Genomic DNA, 19,756 nt, shown 5'->3' with positions numbered 1-19,756 from the left:
TGACTAGCGGTCGCGGTCGGTGTACTCACCCTCGCCCGCCGGGGCGTCGAGCAGGGGCTTGTCCTTGTCGGTGTACTCGCCCTCCTCGGCCGGGTCCTGTGCCGAGGTGTAGCCGCCGGACTCGCCTGCGGGCTCGGTGCTCGTGTAGTGGCCCTCCTGCTCGGCGGCCTGGACGGCCTCCGAGGGGTCGCGGTCGGCGCGGTCGGCCTGCTCGTTGATGAGCGCCTGCTCCTCGGCGAACCGGAGGTCGTTCCCCTGGTCGCCGATGTCGCCATGCCAGTTCGGATCCGAGGTCGAGCCGTCGCCCTCGTTGGGGTTCACGATGTGTCCGCCGTGCGCGTTCTCCGTCATCATGCTGCCTTTCGTCGAAGGATGCGCTCCTCGTTGGGCGCCCGGTGTCAGCGTACTGACCGCCGGGAAGGTTGGGAACGTGGGCGTCAGTCGCGCAGGAGTTCCTGCACGGCCTTCTCCGACCCCGAGTAGGTGGTGATGGGGATGACCTCGCCGCTCATGAAACGGTCCACGAGCCGCGGGTCCACGTAGGAGGTCCTCGCGACCGTCGGGGTGTTGCCGAGATGCTCCGCCACGGCCTTCATGGTGGTGCTGACGGCCTTCTGCCGCGCGGTGCGCGTGGTGGCCCCGAGATCCTCCTTGGCCAGCGCCATGGCCGCCACCACGGTGGCCTGCCACGTGCGGAAGTCCTTCGCGGTGAACGGACCGCCGGTGACCTGACGCAGGAACTCGTTGAGCTGCGACCCGTCGACGTGGTGCCACTTGCCGTCCTCGGTCCGGTAGGCCAGCACGGTGTCGGCGTCCTCGCGCTCGAGCATCGGCCGCAGGGAGTTCGCGAGGTCCTCGTCCTCGAGGCGCGTGTCCCAGTGCTGGCCGCTCTTGCCGGGGAAGTCGAAGGACACGGTGTGCCCCTCCACGAGGCAGTGCTCCACGAGGAGGGTCGTGACGCCGAAGGACCCGTTGGCCTCGGCGTACTGCGTGGACCCGATCCTCAGCGCGCCGGCGTCCACGATCCTCAGGGCCGCGGCGAACGCCCGCTCGCGCGTCACGCCGTCGCTGCGCAGGTGCTGGGTGATGACGCGGCGCGCACTCGGCAGCTTGGCGCCGAAGTCCAGTGCGCGGTCGAACTTCTCGCGGTCCTTCTGCTCACGCCACGCGGGGTGGTAGAGGTACTGGCGGCGCCCGGCGTCGTCGGTACCGATCGCCTGCACGTGCCCGTTCGCGTAGGGGGCTATCCAGACGTCCTTCCAGGCTGGCGGGATCACCAGCTCCTTGATGCGCTCGAGCTGCTCGCGGTCCTGCAGGAGGTTCCCGCTCGCTTCGCGGTAGCTGAAACCCTTGCCGTGGCGACGACGCGTGATGCCGGGGCGGCGCGTGTTGCTGCGGCGCAGTCGAGCCATCGTGAACCAGCCTTCGAACAGGAGGGGTGTCGATGGTAAGCCTACTGCGTTTCTGCCCCGGTGGAAGGTCAGTCCCCGAGGATCTCCCGCAGCCAGGCGTCGGCGGCACCGAAGGCGTCGTCGGACGTGTGGCGCTCGACGGCGGTGGAGCGCCGGTCCGCGCGTGCATAGGACCCGAGGAACCGCAGGCCCGGGCTGATGCGGTGCAGGCCCTTGAGGGCGTCGGCAATGCGCGCGTCCGCCACATGACCGTCCGCGTCCACGCTGAAGACGTAGTCGCCAAGGAACTGGCCGGTGGGCCTCGACTCGATGCGGCTGAGGTTGACGCCGCGGGCCGCGAACTGGTCGAGGATCTGCATCAGCGCACCCGGGTGGTCCTCGGGGAGGGGGATCACGAGGGTGGTCTTGTCCGCCCCGGTGGGCGCGGGCAGGGTGTCCGGCCGGCCCACGAGGACGAAACGCGTGACGGCATCCGTGACGTCCCCGATGTCCGAGGCGAGCACCGTCAGGCCCAGCCGGCCCGCCACGAGGGGCGAGCAGATCGCGGCGTCGAAGGCGTCGTCGCCCTCGGAGAGGGCGAGGGCCGCGGCGGCGGTGGATGACGCCGGGACGTACTCGGCGTGGTGCACACGGGTGTCCGCCCAGATGCGGCACTGCGCCCACGCGTGGCCGTGCGTGGAGATGCGGCGTACGGCGTCGAGCGTGGTGCCCGGACGTGCCGCGAGCACGAAGGTGATGGGCACGAGTTCCTCGCGGAGGATCCGCAGCGGTTCGCCGACGGCGATGGCGTCCAGGGTGGCGCTCACGCCGCCCTCGACGGAGTTCTCGATGGGCACCATGGCGGCGTCGACGGATCCCGTGCGGACGGCGTCGAGAGCTGCACCGACGGAGGGAACGGGGATGCGGCGCGCGGAGGCAGCACCCGGTACCTGCAGCAGCGCCGCCTCGGTGAAGGTGCCCTCGGGCCCGAGGTAGGCGTACGCGGAGCCGGTGCCGTGCGGCGGGGGCGTCACAGGACGGTGGGCTCGCCGCCGGTCTCGGACACCATGGGCTTGCCGGCCTCCAGCCACGCGCCCGTGCCACCGCTGATGTTGACGGCCGAGTAGCCGTGGCCCTCGAGCCACTCGGCTGCGCGCTGCGACCGGCCGCCGCTGCGGCAGATCACGTGCAGCTCCTGGTCCGGATCGAGCTCCTGGAACCGCTCGGGGAGCTCACCGAGGGGAATGTGGACGGCGCCCTCCGCGTGGCCCGCCTCCCACTCGTGGTCCTCACGCACGTCGAGGATGCGGGCATCACTGGGCACATCGGTCACCGCTACGTTCTGGGGATCGCTCATGCGCCTACCTTGTCACGGTGCGGCGGCGCTCCGCCAGATCCGGGTCGGGCGACGACGACGGCCCACGCACCCGGACACCCCGGATGAACAGCATCTGAGCCCGGGTTCGTCCTCGGCGGCCCGGAGGACGGAGCCGATAGTCTGGCAGCCTTCTCGCACGGCGCCGCAGCGGGCCCGGCGACCCCCGCCTTCCGACGGAGCTGAGCATGACCGACCTGCACGAACTCCCCGCCCTCGCCCTCCGCGACGCCCTCGCGCGCGGCGCCGTCAGCGCCCGCGAGGTGACGGAGCATTTCCTGCGGCGCATCGACGCCCTGAATCCGGATCTCGGCTCGTTCATCACCGTCACCCACGACGACGCCCTGCGCGCCGCCGATCACGCCGACCGGCTGCGTTCCTCCGGGGCGGCCCTCGGCCCGCTGCACGGGGTGCCCCTCGCCCACAAGGACCTCACGGACGTCGCCGGGGTACGGACCACGCTCGGCACGGCCGCCCTGGACCACGCCGTCGCGGAGAAGGACGCCCCGCTCGCAGCCGTGCTCCGCAGGGCCGGTGCCATCAGCCTCGGCAAGACACAGGTGCCCGAGTTCGGCCTCAGCTGCTACAGCGAGAACCGCATCGCGGCCCCCGCCCGCAACCCGCTGGACCGCCGGCTGAGCCCCGGCGGGTCCTCCGGCGGCAGCGCGGCGGCCGTCGCCGCTGGCATGATCCCCTTCGCGCCCGGGACCGACGGCGGCGGCTCGATCCGGATCCCGGCCGCGGCCACGGGCCTCGTAGGCCTGAAACCCAACCGCGGACGCGTGCCCTCCGGCTCGGGCCAGGCCGATCTCGGCCAGTTCGTGGTCGCCGGCCCCCTCGCGCGGACCGCGGCCGACGCCGGCCTGCTCCTCGACGCACTGGTGCGCGAACCCACCTTCCGGCCCACCAGCGCGGCGTCGCGGTACGCGGGCTCCTTCACCGACGCCGCCCTGCGCGCCGAGGGCCGCTTCCGCATCGGCGTCAGCACGGTGTCGCCCTTCGCCGCCGCCGTGGACATCCGGCTGGACAACGCCGCGACCGACGCCTACCACGCCGGCATACAGGCACTGCAGCGCGCGGGGCACGACGTCGTCGAGGCCGACCTCACCTACGACCCGCGGTACCACGACGCCTTCCGGACCGTGTGGACCGCCGGGCTCGCCACCGCCCCGATTCCCGCCGAGCGCGAGGACCGGTTGACGGACATCACCCGCGCGCTCCGACGTCACGCCCTCGCTGCGAGCGCCGCCGACCTCGCACGGGCCGTCGACGTGCTGCGGGAGTTCGAGCAGACCACCATCCGCCAGTACTCGCCCTACGACATGGTGCTCACGCCCGCCGTCGCGATGACCCCGCGCCCGTTGGGCTGGTACACCGACGCCGACGGCGACACCGACTACCTGCGGCAGTGCCAGTACTCTCCCTACACGTCGATGGTCAACGTGATCGGCCTGCCCGCCGTGACGGTGCCCACGCTCCGCCTACCCGACGGGATCTCGATGAGCGTGCAGCTCATCGGACGGCCCAGCGAGGAAGCGCAGCTGCTCGCACTCGCAGCACAACTCGAGGGTCACGGGCAGTAGGGTGGCGATTTTGCCCGGCCGCCACACCGAGCGCACCATGGAGTAGGTGAGCACTCTCTTCAAGCCCTCCACCTCGGGCGACACACCCTTCTTCGGCCATCCGCGCATGCTGGCGAACCTGTTCAGCGTGGAGCTGTGGGAACGCTTCTCCTTCTACGGCATGCAGGCGCTGCTGCTGTTCTACATGACCTACTCGGCAGCCGAGGGCGGCCTCGGGATCGACGAGGGCGCGGCCGCGGGACTCGTGGGCGCCTACGGCGGTGGCGTGTACCTCTCGACCATCCTCGGCGCCTGGCTGGCTGACCGCGTGGTCGGCTCCGAGCGCGTCCTGTTCGTCTCCGCCGTCATCATCATGCTCGGGCACATCGCCCTGGCGCTGCTGCCCGGCGCGGTGGGCCTCGCCATCGGCCTCGTGCTCGTGGGCCTCGGCTCCGGCGGCCTCAAGGCCAACGCCTCCTCGCTCGTGGGCACCCTGTACTCCGAGGGGGACGAACGCCGCGACGCCGGTTTCTCGATCTTCTACATGGGTATCAACATCGGCGCCCTCGTGGGCCCGCTGCTCACGAGCCTCGCCGCCGACAGCCTCGGCTTCCACGTGGGCTTCGGCCTCGCGGCGGTCGGCATGGCGGCCGGGCTCGTCCAGTACGCCGCGACCCGCAAGAACCTCCCGGCCGAGGCGCACGCCGTCGAGAACCCCCTCCCCCGCGCGCAGTACGCGCGCTGGGGTGTGGTCGCCGCCGTCGTCGTCCTGCTGATCGGGGGCGCCCTCGCCACCGGCCTGCTCGACGCCGGCAACCTCGCCACCGTGATGGCGTACACCGCCATCGCGGCGACCATCGCCTACTTCGCGGTGATCCTCACGAGCCGGAAAGTCACTGCCCTCGAGCGGCGGCGCGTGTACTCGTTCATGCCGCTGTTCATCGCGAGCGCCGCGTTCTGGTCCCTGTTCCAGCAGCAGTTCACCGTGGTGGCCCTGTACTCCGAGAGCCGCCTGGACCGCACGCTGTTCGGCTGGGAGATGCCCCCGGGCATGGTGCAGTCCATCAACCCGATCTTCATCATCGTGTTCGCCGGTGTCTTCGCGACCGTCTGGACGCGCCTCGGCAGCCGCCAGCCGTCGTCGCCGCTGAAGTTCTCCTTCGGGCTGATCGTCATGGGCGTGGCGTTCCTCGCGTTCATCCCGTTCGCCGGGGGCGGCGAGAACAGCACACCGCTCCTGGCCCTCGTGGGCATCCTGCTGCTGTTCACCTGGGCGGAGCTGTTCATCTCCCCGATCGGCCTGTCCGTCACCACCAAGCTGGCGCCCGAGGCCTTCCGGACGCAGATGCTCGCGCTGTTCTTCCTGTCCATCTCCCTCGGCACCACGGCGTCCGGCCTGCTCGCCGGGTTCTACTCCGAGGACACGGAGGTTCCGTACTTCGCCTTCAGCGGCATCACGGCGATCGTGCTGGGCGCCGCACTCGTGGCGGCGGCGCCAGCGATCCGGAAGGGCATGAGCGGGGTCCGCTGAGCGCCCGGCAGCCACTCCGGCCGCGGGTCTGTTGCACGTGCGGCCCCGATCACAGAGACTTCTACCCACCGGTAACCTCTGTGCCGGGAGCCGCACCACCGTGCCTCATGATCAAAGGAGATCGCGTGCCGAACCTCGCTGACAACCTCGTGGCCACTGCGACGAGAAGCCCCTCGGCCGTCGCCATCAAGCTCGACGACGTGGAGGTCACCTTCGGGGCCCTCGAGGTCCTCAGCCAGAAGGTCGCGACGCTCCTCGCCGAACACGGCGTGCAGCGCGGCGACCGCGTGGCCCTGATCATGCCGAACATCCCCCAGATGGCCTTCGTGTACTACGGGGTGCTGCGTGCGGGTGCCGTCGTCGTCCCCCTGAACCCCCTGCTCAAGGCACGCGAGGTGGCATACCACCTCACCAACTCCGGCTCGAGGCTCGTTTTCGCGTGGGAGGGCATCATCGCCGAGGCCCAGGGCGGTGCGGAGGCCTCCGCCGCGGAGGTCGGTGCTCCGGTGGAGGTCGTGACCGTCGATGCGGGCGCGTTCATGCAGCGGGTCTCGGCCGCCGAGCCCACGCCCGGGGTGGTGGCGCTCGACGGTGAGGACACCGCCGTGGTGCTCTACACCTCCGGCACCACCGGCCGCCCCAAGGGAGCCACGCTCTCCCACGCGAACCTGGCCCGCAACACGGAGATCTCCCGCGACCTCATGGGCACCGCCGAGGGTGAGGTGCTCTTCGGCGGCCTGCCGTTCTTCCACATCTTCGGCCAGACGTGCGCGCTGAACGCGGCCGTCCTCACCGGCGCCACGGTCACGCTGCTCCCCCGCTTCGAGCCGGGCAAGGCCCTCAAGATCATCGCGCGCGACGGCGTCACGGTCTTCGAGGGCGTGCCCACCATGTACGTCGCGATGCTGCGGCACCCGAGCGTGGCCACCACGGACCTCTCCTCGGTCCGCGTGGCGGTCTCCGGTGGCTCGGCGCTGCCGGTGGAGGTGCTGCACGAGTTCGAGCGCGTGTTCAAGGCCGATCTCCTGGAGGGCTACGGCCTGTCCGAGACGTCCCCGATCGTCAGCTTCAACCGCGTGGGCGCGCTGCGGAAGCCTGGCTCCATCGGGACGCCGATCGAGGGCGTGGAGGTGCGCATGCTCGATCCCCTCGGCAACGAGGTGCCGCAGGGCGAGGTGGGCGAGCTCGCCGTCCGCGGGCACTGCGTCATGAAGGGCTACTGGGAGAATCCCGAGGCCACAGCAGCGGCCATCCCGGACGGCTGGTTCCGCTCCGGCGACCTCGCGCGCATCGACGAGGACGGCCTGCTCTACATCGTGGACCGCAAGAAGGACGTGATCCTGCGCGGCGGCTACAACGTGTACCCGCGCGAGGTCGAGGAGGTGCTGTACGAGCACCCCGCGGTCGCGGAGGCCGCCGTGATCGGGGTGCCTGACGAGCTGCACGGCGAGGAGATCGTGGCCGTGATCGGCATCAAGGCCGAGCACGCCCCGGCCGACGACGCCGCACGGGAGGCGCTCTCGACCGCGATCCTCGACTTCGCGAAGGAGCGGGTGGCCGCCTACAAGTACCCGCGCCGCGTGGTGCTCGTGGACGCCCTGCCCAAGGGCCCCACCGGCAAGATCCTCAAGCGGGAGATCAGCGTCTAGCTGCGGATCAGGCTCGGCGGGAGGCGCTGAACACGCCGTACACCTGCGCCGCGGCGTCCGTCATCAGCGCTGCTGCGTCGCGGATCAGCGCGTCGAGCGGCATGGGGCCCGTGGCGAGCGAGAACGCCCCGGCGATCCCGGCGTCCTGCACCTCCGCCGCGGTGAGCTGCACGCGGCCGGCGATCACCACGACGGCGCAGGAGGCAGCCGCGTTCTCCACGACGGCCTGCACCACCTTCCCGCCGAGCGACTGCGCGTCGAAGGAGCCCTCCCCCGTGAGCACGAGGTCGGCGTCGGCGAGGGCGTCCGCGAGCCCGACGGCGTCGGCCACCAGCGCGGAGCCGGGCACGATCTCCGCGTCGAGGAAGGGCACGAGCACGGCCGGCAGTCCGCCGGCGGCCCCGACACCCGCGATCTCCAGCACGTCGACACCCGTGGCGTCCCGCAGAACACCAGCGAGGTGGGCGAGTCCGGCGTCGAGCACGGCGACGTCGTCCGGTGTGGCACCCTTCTGCGGCCCGAACACCTCTGCGGCGCCGCGCGGTCCGCAGAGCGGGTTGTCGACGTCCACCGCGATGCGCCACCGCACCTCCCGCGCGCGGGGATGGAGCGCGGCGACGTCGATCGTCGCCAGGGCCGCGAGCGCACCGCCGCCGGGAGGGAGGGGATCGCCGTCGGCATCCAGGAAGCGTGCCCCGAGGGCCGAGAGCAGGCCCACCCCGCCGTCGGTGGTCGCGGACCCGCCGATGCAGAGCAGGATCTCGTCCGCGCCGTCGTCGAGCAGCCGCGCGGCGATCTCCCCGACGCCGTAGCTCGTGGCGGTGAGCGCGTCGAGCGGCAGGTCGGCCACGAGCGGCAGCCCGTTGGCCTCGGCGGCCTCCAGCACGCCGCGGACCACGCCGCCCATGGGCGCCGCGATGCCGTACCGGCCCGTCCGCGCGCGATCGGCGGCGTCGTGACACGGGGTCTCGCGGGCCTCGGCGCCCCATGCGGCGAGCAGGGCGTCGAGCGTGCCCTCGCCGCCGTCGGCCAGGGGCGCGAGGACGACGTCGGGGGCCGGGTGCCCGAGGCGTGCGGCAGCGGCGCGCACCCCCTCGGACATGGCGAGGGCAGCCTCCGCCGCGGGGAGGCTGCCCTTGAGTGAATCGGGCGCGAGGACCACCCTGAGCGGGCGCTGCGGCGAGGACGTGATCACGCGTCCACCTTAGGCGTCCCGCGCATCGCGGTGCCGGTCTCGCGTCCCATATCGCGCTCCGGACCCGGGGCGGTCAGGCCCCGGAGCCGCCGTCGTTCTCGGCTTCGAAGCCGGGGGCGATCTCGTCGTCCGTGCCCGGTCCGCCGTAGCCGCCTGCCGCCTGCTCCTCGAGCTTGCCGGCTTCCTCGGCGCCCTGCTCGTCCGGGTCGCCGCTCGGGGTTCCGCTGGAGTTCTCGCTCATGCTGGTGCCTTCCGTCGTCGGTCCGCTCCCCGGCCGGGGGCTGATCCTCAGCTTACTGACGGTGGGGACGAGGGCAACCGGACCCCGATCACCCGCGGAGCACGCAGCGGGTGTAATCACGGGGGTTCTTTGACATGCTGGGGCCATGGCTAATCGAGCGGGCACAGTGGCCCTCCCCAGCGACCTCGTCGACGTGACCCAGCTGCTCGACGCGTACGTCGACCTCCGGCCCGATCTGACCGATCCCGCCCAGCGCGTGGCGTTCGGCACATCGGGTCACCGTGGCTCGTCCCTGAAGCGCTCCTTCAACGAGGGGCACATCGCGGCGATCACGCAGGCCATCGTGGAGTACCGCGCGGGCCAGGGCATCACGGGCCCGCTGTTCATGGGCAAGGACACCCACGCCCTCTCGGAGCCCGCACAGGACACCGCGCTCGAGGTGCTCGCGGCCAACCACGTGAGCGTGCTCATCGACGCCCGCGGCGCCTACACGCCCACCCCCGCGGTGTCCCACGCCATCCTCACGTACAACGCCACGCGCACGGAGCAGGCGGACGGGATCGTTATCACGCCGTCGCACAACCCGCCCGCGGACGGCGGATTCAAGTACAACCCCCCGCACGGCGGCCCCGCCGATTCCGACGCCACCACGTGGATCGCCAACCGCGCCAACGAGCTCCTCGAGGCCGGACTGCAGGGCGTGAAGCGCATGCCGATCGCGCAGGCCCGCACGGCGACAAGCATCGGCACCTACGACTTCCTGCAGCACTACGTGGACGATCTGCCGTCGGTCCTGGACCTCGACGCCATCCGGTCCGCCGGCGTGCACATCGGCGCGGACCCGATGGGCGGCGCCTCCGTGGACTACTGGGGTGCCATCGGCGAGCGCCACAACCTGAACCTCACGGTCGTGAACCCGGCGGTGGACCCGCAGTGGGCCTTCATGACGCTCGACTGGGACGAGAAGATCCGCATGGACTGCTCGTCGCAGTACGCGATGGCCTCGCTGATCACGCAGGCAGACCAGTTCGACATCGCGACGGGGAACGACGCCGACGCCGACCGCCACGGGATCGTCACCCCCGACGCCGGCCTCATGAACCCGAACCACTACCTCGCCGTGGCCATCCAGTACCTCTACACGCACCGGCCGAACTGGCGCGAGGACGCCGTGATCGGCAAGACCCTCGTCTCGTCGTCGATCATCGACCGCGTGGCCGCCGACCTCGGGCGGACCCTTCAGGAGGTGCCGGTGGGCTTCAAGTGGTTCGTGCCCGGGCTGCTGAGCGGTGAGCTGGCATTCGGCGGCGAGGAGTCCGCGGGGGCCTCCTTCCTGCGGCTCGACGGCAAGCCGTGGAGCACGGACAAGGACGGCCTGCTCCTCGCGCTACTCGCCTCCGAGATCACCGCCGTCACCGGCAGCACGCCGTCGCAGCACTACACGGCGCTGACCGAGCGCTTCGGGGCGCCCGTCTACGCGCGGATCGACGCCGTGGCCACGCGGGAGCAGAAGGCGGCGCTGGGCAAGCTCTCGCCGTCGGACGTCACCGCAACCACGCTCGCCGGCGAGGAGATCACCGCGCGGCTGACCGAGGCGCCGGGCAATGGCGCTCCCGTGGGCGGCCTGAAGGTGACCACGGAGAACGCGTGGTTCGCCGCCCGCCCGTCCGGCACCGAGGACGTCTACAAGATCTACGCGGAGTCCTTCCGGGGGCAGGAGCACCTCGAGCTCGTGCAGGCCGAGGCCAAGGCGCTCGTGGACGGCGTCATCAGCTAGGCGCCTCGCTGGCCTCCAGCAGTCAGAGCAGTCTGCGCAGCAGACGGCGCTTGACGGCGCCGTAGGGCGGGTAGGCGAGCCGTAACGTGTCCACCCGTCCGGGCTTCGAGAACACCGGCTGCAGGTGGCTGAACGTCTCGAACGACCGCCGGCCGTGATAGCTCCCCGTGCCGCTCGCCCCTACGCCCCCGAACGGCAGGCCCGGGACGGCGAGCTGGATGGTGCAGACGTTGTGCGCGATACCGCCCGCCTGCACGCCGTCGGTGAAACGCGTCAGGTGCTCGTCGTCGTCGCTGAAGAGGTAGGCGGCGAGCGGATGCGGGCGAGCAGCGACGAACGCGATCGCGGCGTCGAGGTCCGCCACCTCGACGATCGGCAGCAGGGGCCCGAAGATCTCCTCGCGCATCAGGTCCGACGCCGAATCGACGTGGCGCAGGACGGTCGGCTCCACATAGCGCTCCGCGCGGTCGTGACGCCCGCCGGACACCACGGTGCCGCCGTCGAGCAGTCCCACGAGCCGATCGAGATGCTGCTCGCTGATGATGCGGCCGTAGTCGGCCGAGGCGCGCGGATCAGCGCCGTAGAACTCCTTCACCGCATCGGCCAGGGCGCCCGCGAGCGCGGGCGCCGCGGCCGGAGTCGTGAGCAGGTAGTCCGGTGCGACGCAGGTCTGGCCCGCGTTCATGAACTTCCCATAGGCGATCCGGCGGGCCGCCGTGCGCACATCCCCGCCGACGACGACCGCCGGCGACTTCCCGCCGAGCTCAAGGGTCACGGGGGTCAGGTGCTCCGCCGCGGCGCGCATGACGATCTTCCCCACGCGTTCACCGCCCGTGTAGAAGATGTGGTCGAACGGCTGTGCCAGGAGGTCGGTGGTCACCTCCACACCGCCCTCGACGACCGAGACGGCCTCCGGATCGAGGTACTGCGGCACGAGGCGCGCGAGGACGCGGGACGTCGCCGCCGACACCTCGCTGGGCTTGAGCACGGCGGCGTTCCCCGCGGCGAGCGCACCGACGAGCGGGGCCAGCACGAGCTGCAGCGGGTAGTTCCACGGCCCGATGATGAGCACCACACCGAGCGGCCTGGCCTGTGTCCACGCGCGGCCGGGTCGCAGACCGCCCGGAACCGCGATCTTCTCGGGCGCCATCCACGCGTCGAGATGCTTCAGCGCGTACTCGACCTCGGCCCGGACGACGGCGATCTCCGACAGGAACGCCTCGGTGGCGTTCTTGCCGAGGTCCTCGCGCAGCGCGGCCGTGACGTCGTCCGCCCGCTCCGTGAGCAGGCGCACCACTGCCTGCAGCTGGGTGCGGCGCCACGTCACGGGGCGGGTGGCGCCCGTGCCGAAGTACCGGCGTCGTTCCTCGAGGAGCTGTGCAGCCGTCACCGCCCGTCCTTCTCGTTCGCGGGGGCGCCCGTGCGCCCGGTGAAGTGTTCCATGGAGCTGTAGACCCTGAAGACGCGCCCGGCCACGACATCCCAGACCGGCTGGGGCAGCAGGTTCCTCAGCGCCCCGGCGAGGTGGACCGTCCAGGGCAACTGCACCCGCCCCTTCCCGGCGAGCATGCCGCGCCACGCGCGGTCCACCACGTGACCCGGCTCCATGAGGGGCGTCAGCCGGGGCCCGCGTACCCCCTCGAACATGCCGGTGCGGATGTAGCTGGGGATGAGCGTGGTGACCCTGATGGGCTGCCGGACCGCGTTCAGCTCCAGCCGCAGCGAATCGCTCCAGCCGATCACCGCCCACTTCGACGCCGCATACACGCTCATCCGGGGGACGCTCAGCGTCCCGGATGCCGAGGCGACGTTGAGGATCCTCGCCGCGGTGCCGCGTTCCATCATGGCCGGGAGGAAGGCGCGGGTGACGTGCATGGGGCCGGCGGTGTTGATGCGCAGCGTGAGGTCGATGTCGACGGTGTGATGGTGCTCCCAGAAGTACGTGCCGCGGACGATCCCCGCGTTGTTGACGAGCACGTCCGGCACGCCGACGTCGTTCAGGACCGCCTCCGCGGCGGCGATGACGGACTCCGTGGACCCGACATCCACCACGTACGCGTGCACGGACGGTGTGATCGCGGCAAGCTCCGACACGACGGCGTCGAGCCCCTGCCCGTCGATGTCCCAGAGGACCACAGCTGCGCCCTCCCGGGCTGCCCGCTCCGCGTAGAGGCGTCCCATGCCCAGGGCTGCGCCCGTGATGAGGACGGTGCGCCCTCGTACCGTGAATGTCATGTGTCCGCCCGTCCGCTCGCCCCGACAAGCAACGTAACACCGGGGCAACACCGTACGGCTAGGCTTTCGGCTGCGCGCCCATCACCAACGCACCACCTTCGGAAGGCAGACCCATGAGCTCACGAGGTATCGGCTGGACGCTGCACGGCGACGGGAAGAACGTGCGGCCGGGAGGGTACGTGGCGCCCGAGGAGCGGCTGAGCTGGCCGAGGACCATCGGGATCGGCGCGCAGCACGTGGTCGCGATGTTCGGCGCCACGTTCCTGGTGCCCCTCATCACAGGTTTCCCGCCGTCCACCACCCTGCTCTTCTCCGGGATCGGCACGCTCCTGTTCATCGTCATCACGGCCGGGAAGGTGCCGAGCTACCTCGGCTCGAGCTTCGCGTTCATCGCACCCATCGCCGCCGCGCAGTCGCAGCACGGGGCGGCCGGGGCGCTGGGCGGCATCATCATGGCGGGTGCGGCCCTCGCGCTGATCGGGCTGATCGTCCACACCTCGGGTGCCCGCTGGATCCAGGTGGCCATGCCGCCGATCGTCACCGGCGCCATCGTGGCGCTGATCGGGTTGAACCTCGCACCGACGGCGAAGGCGAGCTTCGAGGAGGCCCCGGTCACCGCCCTCGTGACGGTGATCGCCATCCTCCTGGTCACGGTGCTGTTCAAGGGCATCCTCGGGCGGCTCTCCATCCTGGTGGGCGTGCTGGCCGGGTACGCGGTGGCGATGCTCCGCGGTGAGGTGGACTTCGCCGCGATCAACGACGCCGCTTGGATCGGCCTGCCGCAGTTCGCCGCCCCCGAGTTCCACCTCTCGGTCGTGGGGCTCTTCGTCCCCGTGGTCCTCGTGCTGGTGGCGGAGAACATCGGCCACGTGAAGTCCGTGGCCGCCATGACGGACCGCGACCTCGACCCCGTGACGGGGCGGGCGCTCATGGCGGACGGCGTCGCCACGATGATCGCGGGCGCCGGCGGCGGGTCCGGCACCACCACCTACGCCGAGAACATCGGGGTCATGGCGGCGTCGCGGGTCTACTCGACCGCCGCCTACTGGGTGGCCGGGATCGTGGCGATCCTCCTCAGCCTGTTCCCCAAGTTCGGCGCGCTGATCGCCACCGTGCCCGCCGGCGTGCTCGGCGGGGCGGGTGTGGTGCTCTACGGGATGATCGGCATCCTCGGTGTGCGCATCTGGGTGCAGAACCAGGTGAACTTCTCGAACCCCATCAACCTCTCGACGGCGGGGGTGGCGCTGGTCATCGGGATCGCCGACTTCACCTGGGTGATCGGCGACCTCACGTTCGCGGGGATCGCGCTCGGCACGGCGGCCGCGCTCGTCATCTTCCACGGCATGACGGCGATCGCCCGGGCCCGCGGTAGCGAGCACGTCGCCGGGGCGGACGAACTCGAGTCCAGCGACCACGGCGCGCGTCCGTCGAAGCTCGGCTGATGGGCCCCGCACGGCGGGCGGGCCGCCCGTGAACACCCGCGAGCTCTGGGCTTCGGCGGAGTGGCGGCGGGAGGCGGACCAGTGGATCGACCTCGCGCTGGAGAACGTCGGGGTGACGCGCACCGGCCCCTCCGAGCAGCCGCGCATCCGCTTCTGGTCCACGCAACTGACGGTGCCCACGGATCACGGGACGCTCTGGTTCAAGGAGAACAACCTCGGCCAGTTCGCGGAGGCGTCCATCCTCTCGGTGCTCGGCCGCATAGCACCCGACCACGTGGCCGCGCCCCTCGCGATCGAGCCGTCGCGAGGCTGGATGCTCACGGCCGATCACGGCGCCACGCTCAGTGAGGTCGCGTCGGGTGAACCGGCGGTGTGGGCGCGGATCACGCGTGACTTCGCCGACCTCCAGCGGCTCGCCTCCTCGCACGGGGAGGATCTCACACGCGCGGGCCTCGTGGTCATGAACCCCGAGGTGGCCGCGAACTTCGTGGAGAACCAGTTGCTCCTCCACACGGGGCTGCCCGAGGGTCACCCGCTGCACCTCTCGGGGAAGGCCGCGGACCGCGTCGTCCAGCGCCTGCCCGCGATCGGCAGGGCGGTGGACGTGCTGCGCGGCCTCCCCGTGCCGCTCTCGCTCGACCACAACGACCTCCACGCGAGGAACTGCTTCCTCCCGGCCACGGAGGCGGCTCCCCTGCGCTTCCTGGACTTCGCCGACTCCTACTGGGCGCACCCCTTCAGCGCGCTCCTGGTCCCCGTGACGCGGATGTGCGAGCAGTGGGGAACCACGCCGGACGATCCGCGGATCGGCGCCGTGATCGACGCCTACCTCGAGCGGTGGACGGACCTCGCACCCATCGAGGACCTGCGCGCCGGCGTCGAACCCGCGCTGATCCTGGGGGACGTGCACCGGTACGGCTCCTGGCTCCGGCTGCTGGTCTACGCCGACGACGCATCGATGGCTTCCTACGCCCCCGCCGCGCTGCACCACCTGCGGACCCTCGCCGACCCGGTGTTCGCCGCTCGCTAGGATGGCCGCGCGGTGCGTCGCAGTTCGCGGCGGCCGGAACAGGTGGGGGACGGCGCGCATGAGTCATTCGACGACGGAGCGGCCCGCGGGGCACCGCAGGCTCGCCCAGGTGGCCGCGGGCCTGCTGACGGGTGCCCTCGCGGGGGTGCTGGGCCTCGCCCCGTGGCTCGCGGCGGGGGCACGGCTGCCGCTGCAGAACCTGTGGGCCGAGCAGACGCTGCCGGAGGACATGCCGCTGGTGCTCCTGCCGATCAGCCAGTACTCCCTGGTCCCGCTCGTGTCCCTGCTGGTCATGGGAGGGGCCCTGGCGGGCCTGGCGCTGCGCCGGCGACGGCCCGGGCGGCCGGCGGCGCGGACCCGAGGCGCCGTCGCAGGTCTCCTGGCCGTGCAGGTGGCCGCGACCGTGCAGTCCTTCACCGTGGTCGACGCCGGCCTCCTGGAGGGCTCGGCGTCGCGCATCTACGTGCTCGGCATCCTCGCCGGTGTGCTCACGGCACTGGCCGCGGGCGTCGTCGCCCTCCTGCTGATGTGCTCCCCCTCCCGGACCACCGTGACGCTCGGAGCCGGGCTGCTCGCCGTACCGGCCTCCCTCTGGGTGGGCGAGTGGGTGCTCGCCTTCGTGGACTCGTTCGCCGTTCCCACCTGGGTGTACCTCGCACTCCGGTGGATGCCTGCCGTCCTCGTAGGGCTCGCCCTGGCGTGGTGCGGCCTCCGATCGGTCCGACACGCCGGGGTGTGGCTCGCGGACCTGCTGCTGCTCTGGCTGCTCCCGCCCGTGTTCGAGGCCGTCCGCTCGGCGTTCGGCACCCGCGTCACGCTCGGCGACCCGCGCGAGATGCTCGAGCTCGCCCGGTCGTCGCTGGCGATCTCGCTTGACCCGGCCGGCGGCGGACTCGGCCCGGTGCTGCTGGCGCTCGCGCTCGGGGTCGCGGGCCTGCTGGTGGCGCCGCTCATCACTCGCGCCGGGCGCCGGAGGTGCCTCCCCACCGCTTCCTGAGCAGGAAGACCTTGACGCCTCCCGCTGCCCCGTGCCACTCTTCTACAACGATGTAGACAACGATGTAAACGGTGCGCGTCCCCCGCCTGCCCCCACCCCATCGAAAGGACCGCGTGATAATGACGTCACGTTCGAAGATCTGGTCACGGCCGGCAAGCATCATCGCCGTCCTCGCCCTGGCACTGACCGGAGCGGCTGTTCCCGCCAGCGCCGGGCCCAAGGCCCCGGCCCAGCCGGTCACCCTCACGCAGCAGTCCGCCGCCGGGTCCCTCGAGGATCTGGTGGGTGGAAAATCGGTGGTCGGCGAGACCACGCCCATCCACGATCCGGCGCTCATCATCGACGACGACGGCACCTGGTACGTCTACTCCACCGGCCTGCTGGCCCGCGAGAACGGCGGCACCATCCAGATGTGGTCCTCGAAGGACGAGGGCACCACCTGGGAGTACCGCGGCACGGTGTGGGACGAGATCCCCGCCTGGATCGACGAGCGCTACGCGGGCGGCGTGCTCCCGGAGAACCTGTGGGCCCCGGAGATCTACGAGAACGACGGCACCTTCTACCTCTACTACTCGGCATCGCAGTTCGGCGGGAACAACTCGCTCACCGCCCTGGCGACGAACACCACCCTCGACCCCGAGGACCCGGACTACGAGTGGGTGGACCAGGGCCTCGTGGTCGACTCTCCGGTGGAGGGCCTGGACCCGAACAACCCGGACAAGACCTTCAACGCCATCGACGCGGGGATCGTGGAGGACGCCGACGGCAAGCCCTACATGTCCATCGGTTCCTTCTGGTACGGCATCTTCCTGGTGCCCCTGGAGTGGCCGAGCGGCAAGCCGGTCGAGAACTGGCAGTCGCAGACCGTCAACATCGCGGACCGGTTCATCCCCGGCAACCCGATCGAGGCGCCGTACATCATGCACCGTGACGGCTACTACTACCTCTTCACGTCCTTCGACTTCTGCTGCCGCGGGGCCGACTCCACGTACAAGATCGCCGTGGGCCGCTCGGAATCCATCACGGGCCCGTACCTCGACAAGGAGGGCCGCGACATGTTCGGCGGTGGCGGCACCATCCTCATGGAGTCGCACGGCGCCATGAACGGCCTCGGCGGACAGTCGGTCTTCGACGACTACCTCGCGTTCCACTACTACGACCGGAGCAACGCGGCCGCGCCCTACATCCCCACCCTCGGCCTGCAGAAGATGGGCTGGGTGGACGGGTGGCCCACGGTGGACCAGACGGTCGAACTCCCCGCCATGGTCTCGGCCCCCGAGGACGTCCGTGTCCGCGACGGCCACAGGGCACGCTTCACGGCCAGTGCCCTCGGCACCCCCGAGCCGGTCGCGGTGTGGGAGAGCTCCGACGACGACGGCGCCACCTGGCAGCCGGCGGACGTCGCGCAGCGGGCCGAGCGCGCCGAGGACGGCACGTACACCTCCACCGCCGAGGTCAAGAAGGCGCGCTCGGCCGACGACGGCCGCCTGTTCCGGGCGACCTTCTCGAACCCCCACGGAACGGTGACCACCGACCCCGTGGAGCTGACGGTCGAGGCGAAGCCCGGCAAGAGCCGGAAGTAGACTCCTGCGGCGCCCGCACGGGCGCCGCAGGCACCAGGCTCGGTGAGTCAGGGGAGGGCGCGATACCGCCTGTGATGCACCGATACCGAGAGAGCCCGGTCGAGGGAGTGGCCTCGACCGGGCTCTCGCACGTCCGGCGGCAGGCGCCACCCGCCCGACTGCGGCGGACCCTCCCGGACGGGACCTCCGGTACCGGTTCAGCCGGTGCGACGCGCCTGCAGTCGCCGGGCGAGCCGCCCGACGGCGACGATCACCGGCTGTGAGAGCACCGTCCGGGTCTGCGCGATCGCGGCGTTCCACACGCCGTCGTTATGGGTGGGATACGGGTGGGTGACCCCCGCGAGTCCGGTGGCGGGGACCTTCCGCTGCACGGCGAGGCAGATCTCGCCGAGCGACTCCCCCGCCCGCGGTCCCACCACGGTGCCGCCGATCACGCGTCCGCGACGATCGAACGCGAGCCGCGTGAAGCCTTCCATGCGCTGCTCCGTCACCGCGCGGTCCTGGTGGGAGTGCGGCACCGTCTGCTCGGTACCGCCCCGGCCCGTAGGAGCGCCGACCGCGGCGACCTCCGGGGCCGTGAACGTCACGCGTGGCGGCTCGATCCGGCTCACCGTCCGCAGCGGCCCGAGGATCGCGTTGGCGGCGGCGATGCTCGCGTGCACGCCGGCGGTGTGCGTGTACTTCGGGTGGTCCGTGACGTCGCCGGACGCCCAGAAGCCAGGCCTCGACGTCCGCAGGTGCCGGTCCGTCACGATGTGACCGGCGTCGTCGAGGAGGATCCCGGCCTCCTCGAGGCCGAAGCCGCGGCTCCGCGGCGTCCGGCCCACAGCGGCCAGCAGGTGTGTGAACGGGAGCTCAAGGCCCGACGACGTCGTGACCGCGCCCGTCCCGGATTCGGTCCCGCCAGGGCCGCCGGCCGCCTCGGCCGGGCTGCCCGACGTATTTCCCGGCGAATCGCCCGCCAGATGATCCGGCGCAGTGGCCGGCGCCCTGACCGAGGCGGCGGTGTCGTCGAGAAGCAGCCGCACGCCGTCGGCCTCGAGGGCCGCGCGGAGGATCGCCGAGGCGTCCGGGTCCTCACGCGGCAGCAGGCGGGAGCCGCGGTGGATCACCGTCACACGGGAGCCGAGCCGCGCGAAGGCCTGCGCGAGTTCGCAGCCCACCGGCCCGCCGCCGAGGATCACCAGCTCGCGCGGCAGGACGTCGAGGTCCCACAGGTTCTCGTTCGTGAGGACGTGCACGTCACCGATGCCGGGTACGTCGGCGTCCGAGGGGACAACGGGATCCGATCCCGTGGCCACGAGCACGTGCCGGGCCGAGAGGATGCGGCCGTTCACCCGGAGGTCGCCGTCGGGCAGTAGCTCGGCCCAGCCGCTGATCACGCCGACACCGGCCGCCTCGAGGGCCTCGGGCGAATCGACGGGCTCGATGTGCGTGATGGCCCCGCGGACGTGCTCCATGACCCGGGGGAAATCCACCGTCACGCCGGTGACCTCCACGCCGTACCGCGAGGCGCCGCGGGCCTGTGCCGCAGCCGACGCCGCGGCGAGCAGCGCCTTCGACGGCACGCATCCCGTGTACAGGCAGTCCCCACCGGTGCGCCGCTCCTCGACGAGGACCACCCGGGCGCCCAGCCCGGCTGCCGTCTGCGCCCCGACGAGCCCTGCGGTGCCGCCGCCGATCACGGCGAGATCGACGTCGTACGTCCTGCGTGCCATGCCTGCTCCTCGTACTGGGGGTGGTGCGGG

General features: G+C 71.5%; 17 protein-coding genes. 8 read left to right on the top strand and 9 right to left on the bottom strand.

All coding sequences use genetic code 11. The features are described from left to right. Positions 1 to 3: 3 nt before the first annotated feature. The 4 genes from AC4D16_RS13010 to AC4D16_RS12995 all read right to left on the bottom strand — a co-directional run bounded on the left by AC4D16_RS13010 (position 4) and on the right by AC4D16_RS12995 (position 2,748). On the bottom strand, positions 4 to 354 hold the full coding sequence (locus AC4D16_RS13010; protein WP_490949809.1) for a hypothetical protein: 351 nt from the start codon (positions 352 to 354) through the stop codon (positions 4 to 6). Between the two features lie 83 nt (positions 355 to 437). Further along, positions 438 to 1,412 carry a DNA topoisomerase IB gene (locus AC4D16_RS13005; RefSeq protein WP_490955293.1) on the bottom strand — a complete coding sequence of 325 codons (975 nt, stop codon included), beginning with the start codon at positions 1,410 to 1,412 and terminating at the stop codon, positions 438 to 440. A 68-nt stretch (positions 1,413 to 1,480) separates the two neighbouring features. After that, complete coding sequence (gene pheA, locus AC4D16_RS13000; RefSeq protein ID WP_490955292.1) at positions 1,481 to 2,425, bottom strand: prephenate dehydratase; 945 nt, start codon at positions 2,423 to 2,425, stop codon at positions 1,481 to 1,483. Continuing rightward, on the bottom strand, positions 2,422 to 2,748 hold the full coding sequence (locus AC4D16_RS12995) for a rhodanese-like domain-containing protein (protein WP_490949812.1): 327 nt from the start codon (positions 2,746 to 2,748) through the stop codon (positions 2,422 to 2,424). The genes pheA and AC4D16_RS12995 overlap by 4 nt, the downstream gene beginning before the upstream one ends. 206 nt (positions 2,749 to 2,954) lie before the next feature. Here AC4D16_RS12995 and AC4D16_RS12990 point away from each other — a divergent pair, with 206 nt between their 5' ends. From AC4D16_RS12990 to AC4D16_RS12980, 3 genes are all read left to right on the top strand, one after another. Further along, positions 2,955 to 4,349, top strand: a complete 1,395-nt coding sequence (locus tag AC4D16_RS12990; protein WP_490955291.1) for an amidase — start codon at positions 2,955 to 2,957, stop codon at positions 4,347 to 4,349. A gap of 46 nt (positions 4,350 to 4,395) precedes the next feature. After that, complete coding sequence (locus tag AC4D16_RS12985; RefSeq protein WP_490955290.1) at positions 4,396 to 5,859, top strand: peptide MFS transporter; 1,464 nt, start codon at positions 4,396 to 4,398, stop codon at positions 5,857 to 5,859. A gap of 125 nt (positions 5,860 to 5,984) precedes the next feature. Beyond that, the gene (locus tag AC4D16_RS12980) at positions 5,985 to 7,508 is read left to right on the top strand and encodes a long-chain-fatty-acid--CoA ligase (protein ID WP_490955289.1); all 1,524 of its coding nucleotides are present in this window, start codon (positions 5,985 to 5,987) and stop codon (positions 7,506 to 7,508) included. A gap of 7 nt (positions 7,509 to 7,515) precedes the next feature. Here AC4D16_RS12980 and AC4D16_RS12975 read toward each other — a convergent pair whose 3' ends face one another. Together AC4D16_RS12975 and AC4D16_RS12970 are read right to left on the bottom strand one after the other, a co-directional pair. After that, the gene (locus AC4D16_RS12975) at positions 7,516 to 8,703 is read right to left on the bottom strand and encodes a glycerate kinase (protein WP_490949816.1); all 1,188 of its coding nucleotides are present in this window, start codon (positions 8,701 to 8,703) and stop codon (positions 7,516 to 7,518) included. A 73-nt stretch (positions 8,704 to 8,776) separates the two neighbouring features. Then, positions 8,777 to 8,944: a hypothetical protein gene (locus tag AC4D16_RS12970; protein WP_490949817.1), complete on the bottom strand. Its 168-nt coding sequence runs from the start codon at positions 8,942 to 8,944 to the stop codon at positions 8,777 to 8,779. Positions 8,945 to 9,089: 145 nt separating this feature from the next. Here AC4D16_RS12970 and pgm point away from each other — a divergent pair, with 145 nt between their 5' ends. Next, complete coding sequence (gene pgm, locus AC4D16_RS12965) at positions 9,090 to 10,721, top strand: phosphoglucomutase (alpha-D-glucose-1,6-bisphosphate-dependent) (RefSeq protein WP_490955288.1); 1,632 nt, start codon at positions 9,090 to 9,092, stop codon at positions 10,719 to 10,721. Between the two features lie 22 nt (positions 10,722 to 10,743). Here the strand turns inward: pgm and AC4D16_RS12960 are convergent, their stop codons facing one another. Together AC4D16_RS12960 and AC4D16_RS12955 are read right to left on the bottom strand one after the other, a co-directional pair. Next, positions 10,744 to 12,111, bottom strand: coding sequence for an aldehyde dehydrogenase family protein (locus AC4D16_RS12960; protein ID WP_490955287.1), 1,368 nt, complete (start codon positions 12,109 to 12,111; stop codon positions 10,744 to 10,746). Beyond that, positions 12,108 to 12,956 (bottom strand): SDR family NAD(P)-dependent oxidoreductase, encoded by an 849-nt coding sequence (locus AC4D16_RS12955; protein ID WP_490949820.1) that lies wholly within the window; start codon positions 12,954 to 12,956, stop codon positions 12,108 to 12,110. Before AC4D16_RS12955 ends, AC4D16_RS12960 begins: the two co-directional genes overlap by 4 nt. A gap of 113 nt (positions 12,957 to 13,069) precedes the next feature. Between AC4D16_RS12955 and AC4D16_RS12950 the strand changes: the two genes are divergently transcribed. The 4 genes from AC4D16_RS12950 to AC4D16_RS12935 all read left to right on the top strand — a co-directional run bounded on the left by AC4D16_RS12950 (position 13,070) and on the right by AC4D16_RS12935 (position 18,008). Further along, a complete protein-coding gene (locus AC4D16_RS12950) occupies positions 13,070 to 14,398 on the top strand; it encodes a uracil-xanthine permease family protein (RefSeq protein ID WP_490955286.1) in 1,329 nt (442 codons plus the stop codon). 28 nt (positions 14,399 to 14,426) lie between these two features. Beyond that, a complete protein-coding gene (locus AC4D16_RS12945; protein ID WP_490955285.1) occupies positions 14,427 to 15,428 on the top strand; it encodes a phosphotransferase family protein in 1,002 nt (333 codons plus the stop codon). A 58-nt stretch (positions 15,429 to 15,486) separates the two neighbouring features. Continuing rightward, entirely contained in the window at positions 15,487 to 16,425 is a 939-nt protein-coding gene (locus AC4D16_RS12940) for a hypothetical protein (protein ID WP_490955284.1), read from the top strand. A gap of 119 nt (positions 16,426 to 16,544) precedes the next feature. Then, the gene (locus tag AC4D16_RS12935; protein ID WP_490955283.1) at positions 16,545 to 18,008 is read left to right on the top strand and encodes a glycoside hydrolase family 43 protein; all 1,464 of its coding nucleotides are present in this window, start codon (positions 16,545 to 16,547) and stop codon (positions 18,006 to 18,008) included. A 197-nt stretch (positions 18,009 to 18,205) separates the two neighbouring features. Here AC4D16_RS12935 and AC4D16_RS12930 read toward each other — a convergent pair whose 3' ends face one another. After that, the gene (locus AC4D16_RS12930) at positions 18,206 to 19,726 is read right to left on the bottom strand and encodes a dihydrolipoyl dehydrogenase family protein (protein WP_490955282.1); all 1,521 of its coding nucleotides are present in this window, start codon (positions 19,724 to 19,726) and stop codon (positions 18,206 to 18,208) included. Positions 19,727 to 19,756: the final 30 nt, after the last annotated feature.

The organism is Arthrobacter sp. TJ-236 (assembly GCF_058269235.1).
This window is presented reverse-complemented; position numbering and strand designations above follow the sequence as displayed.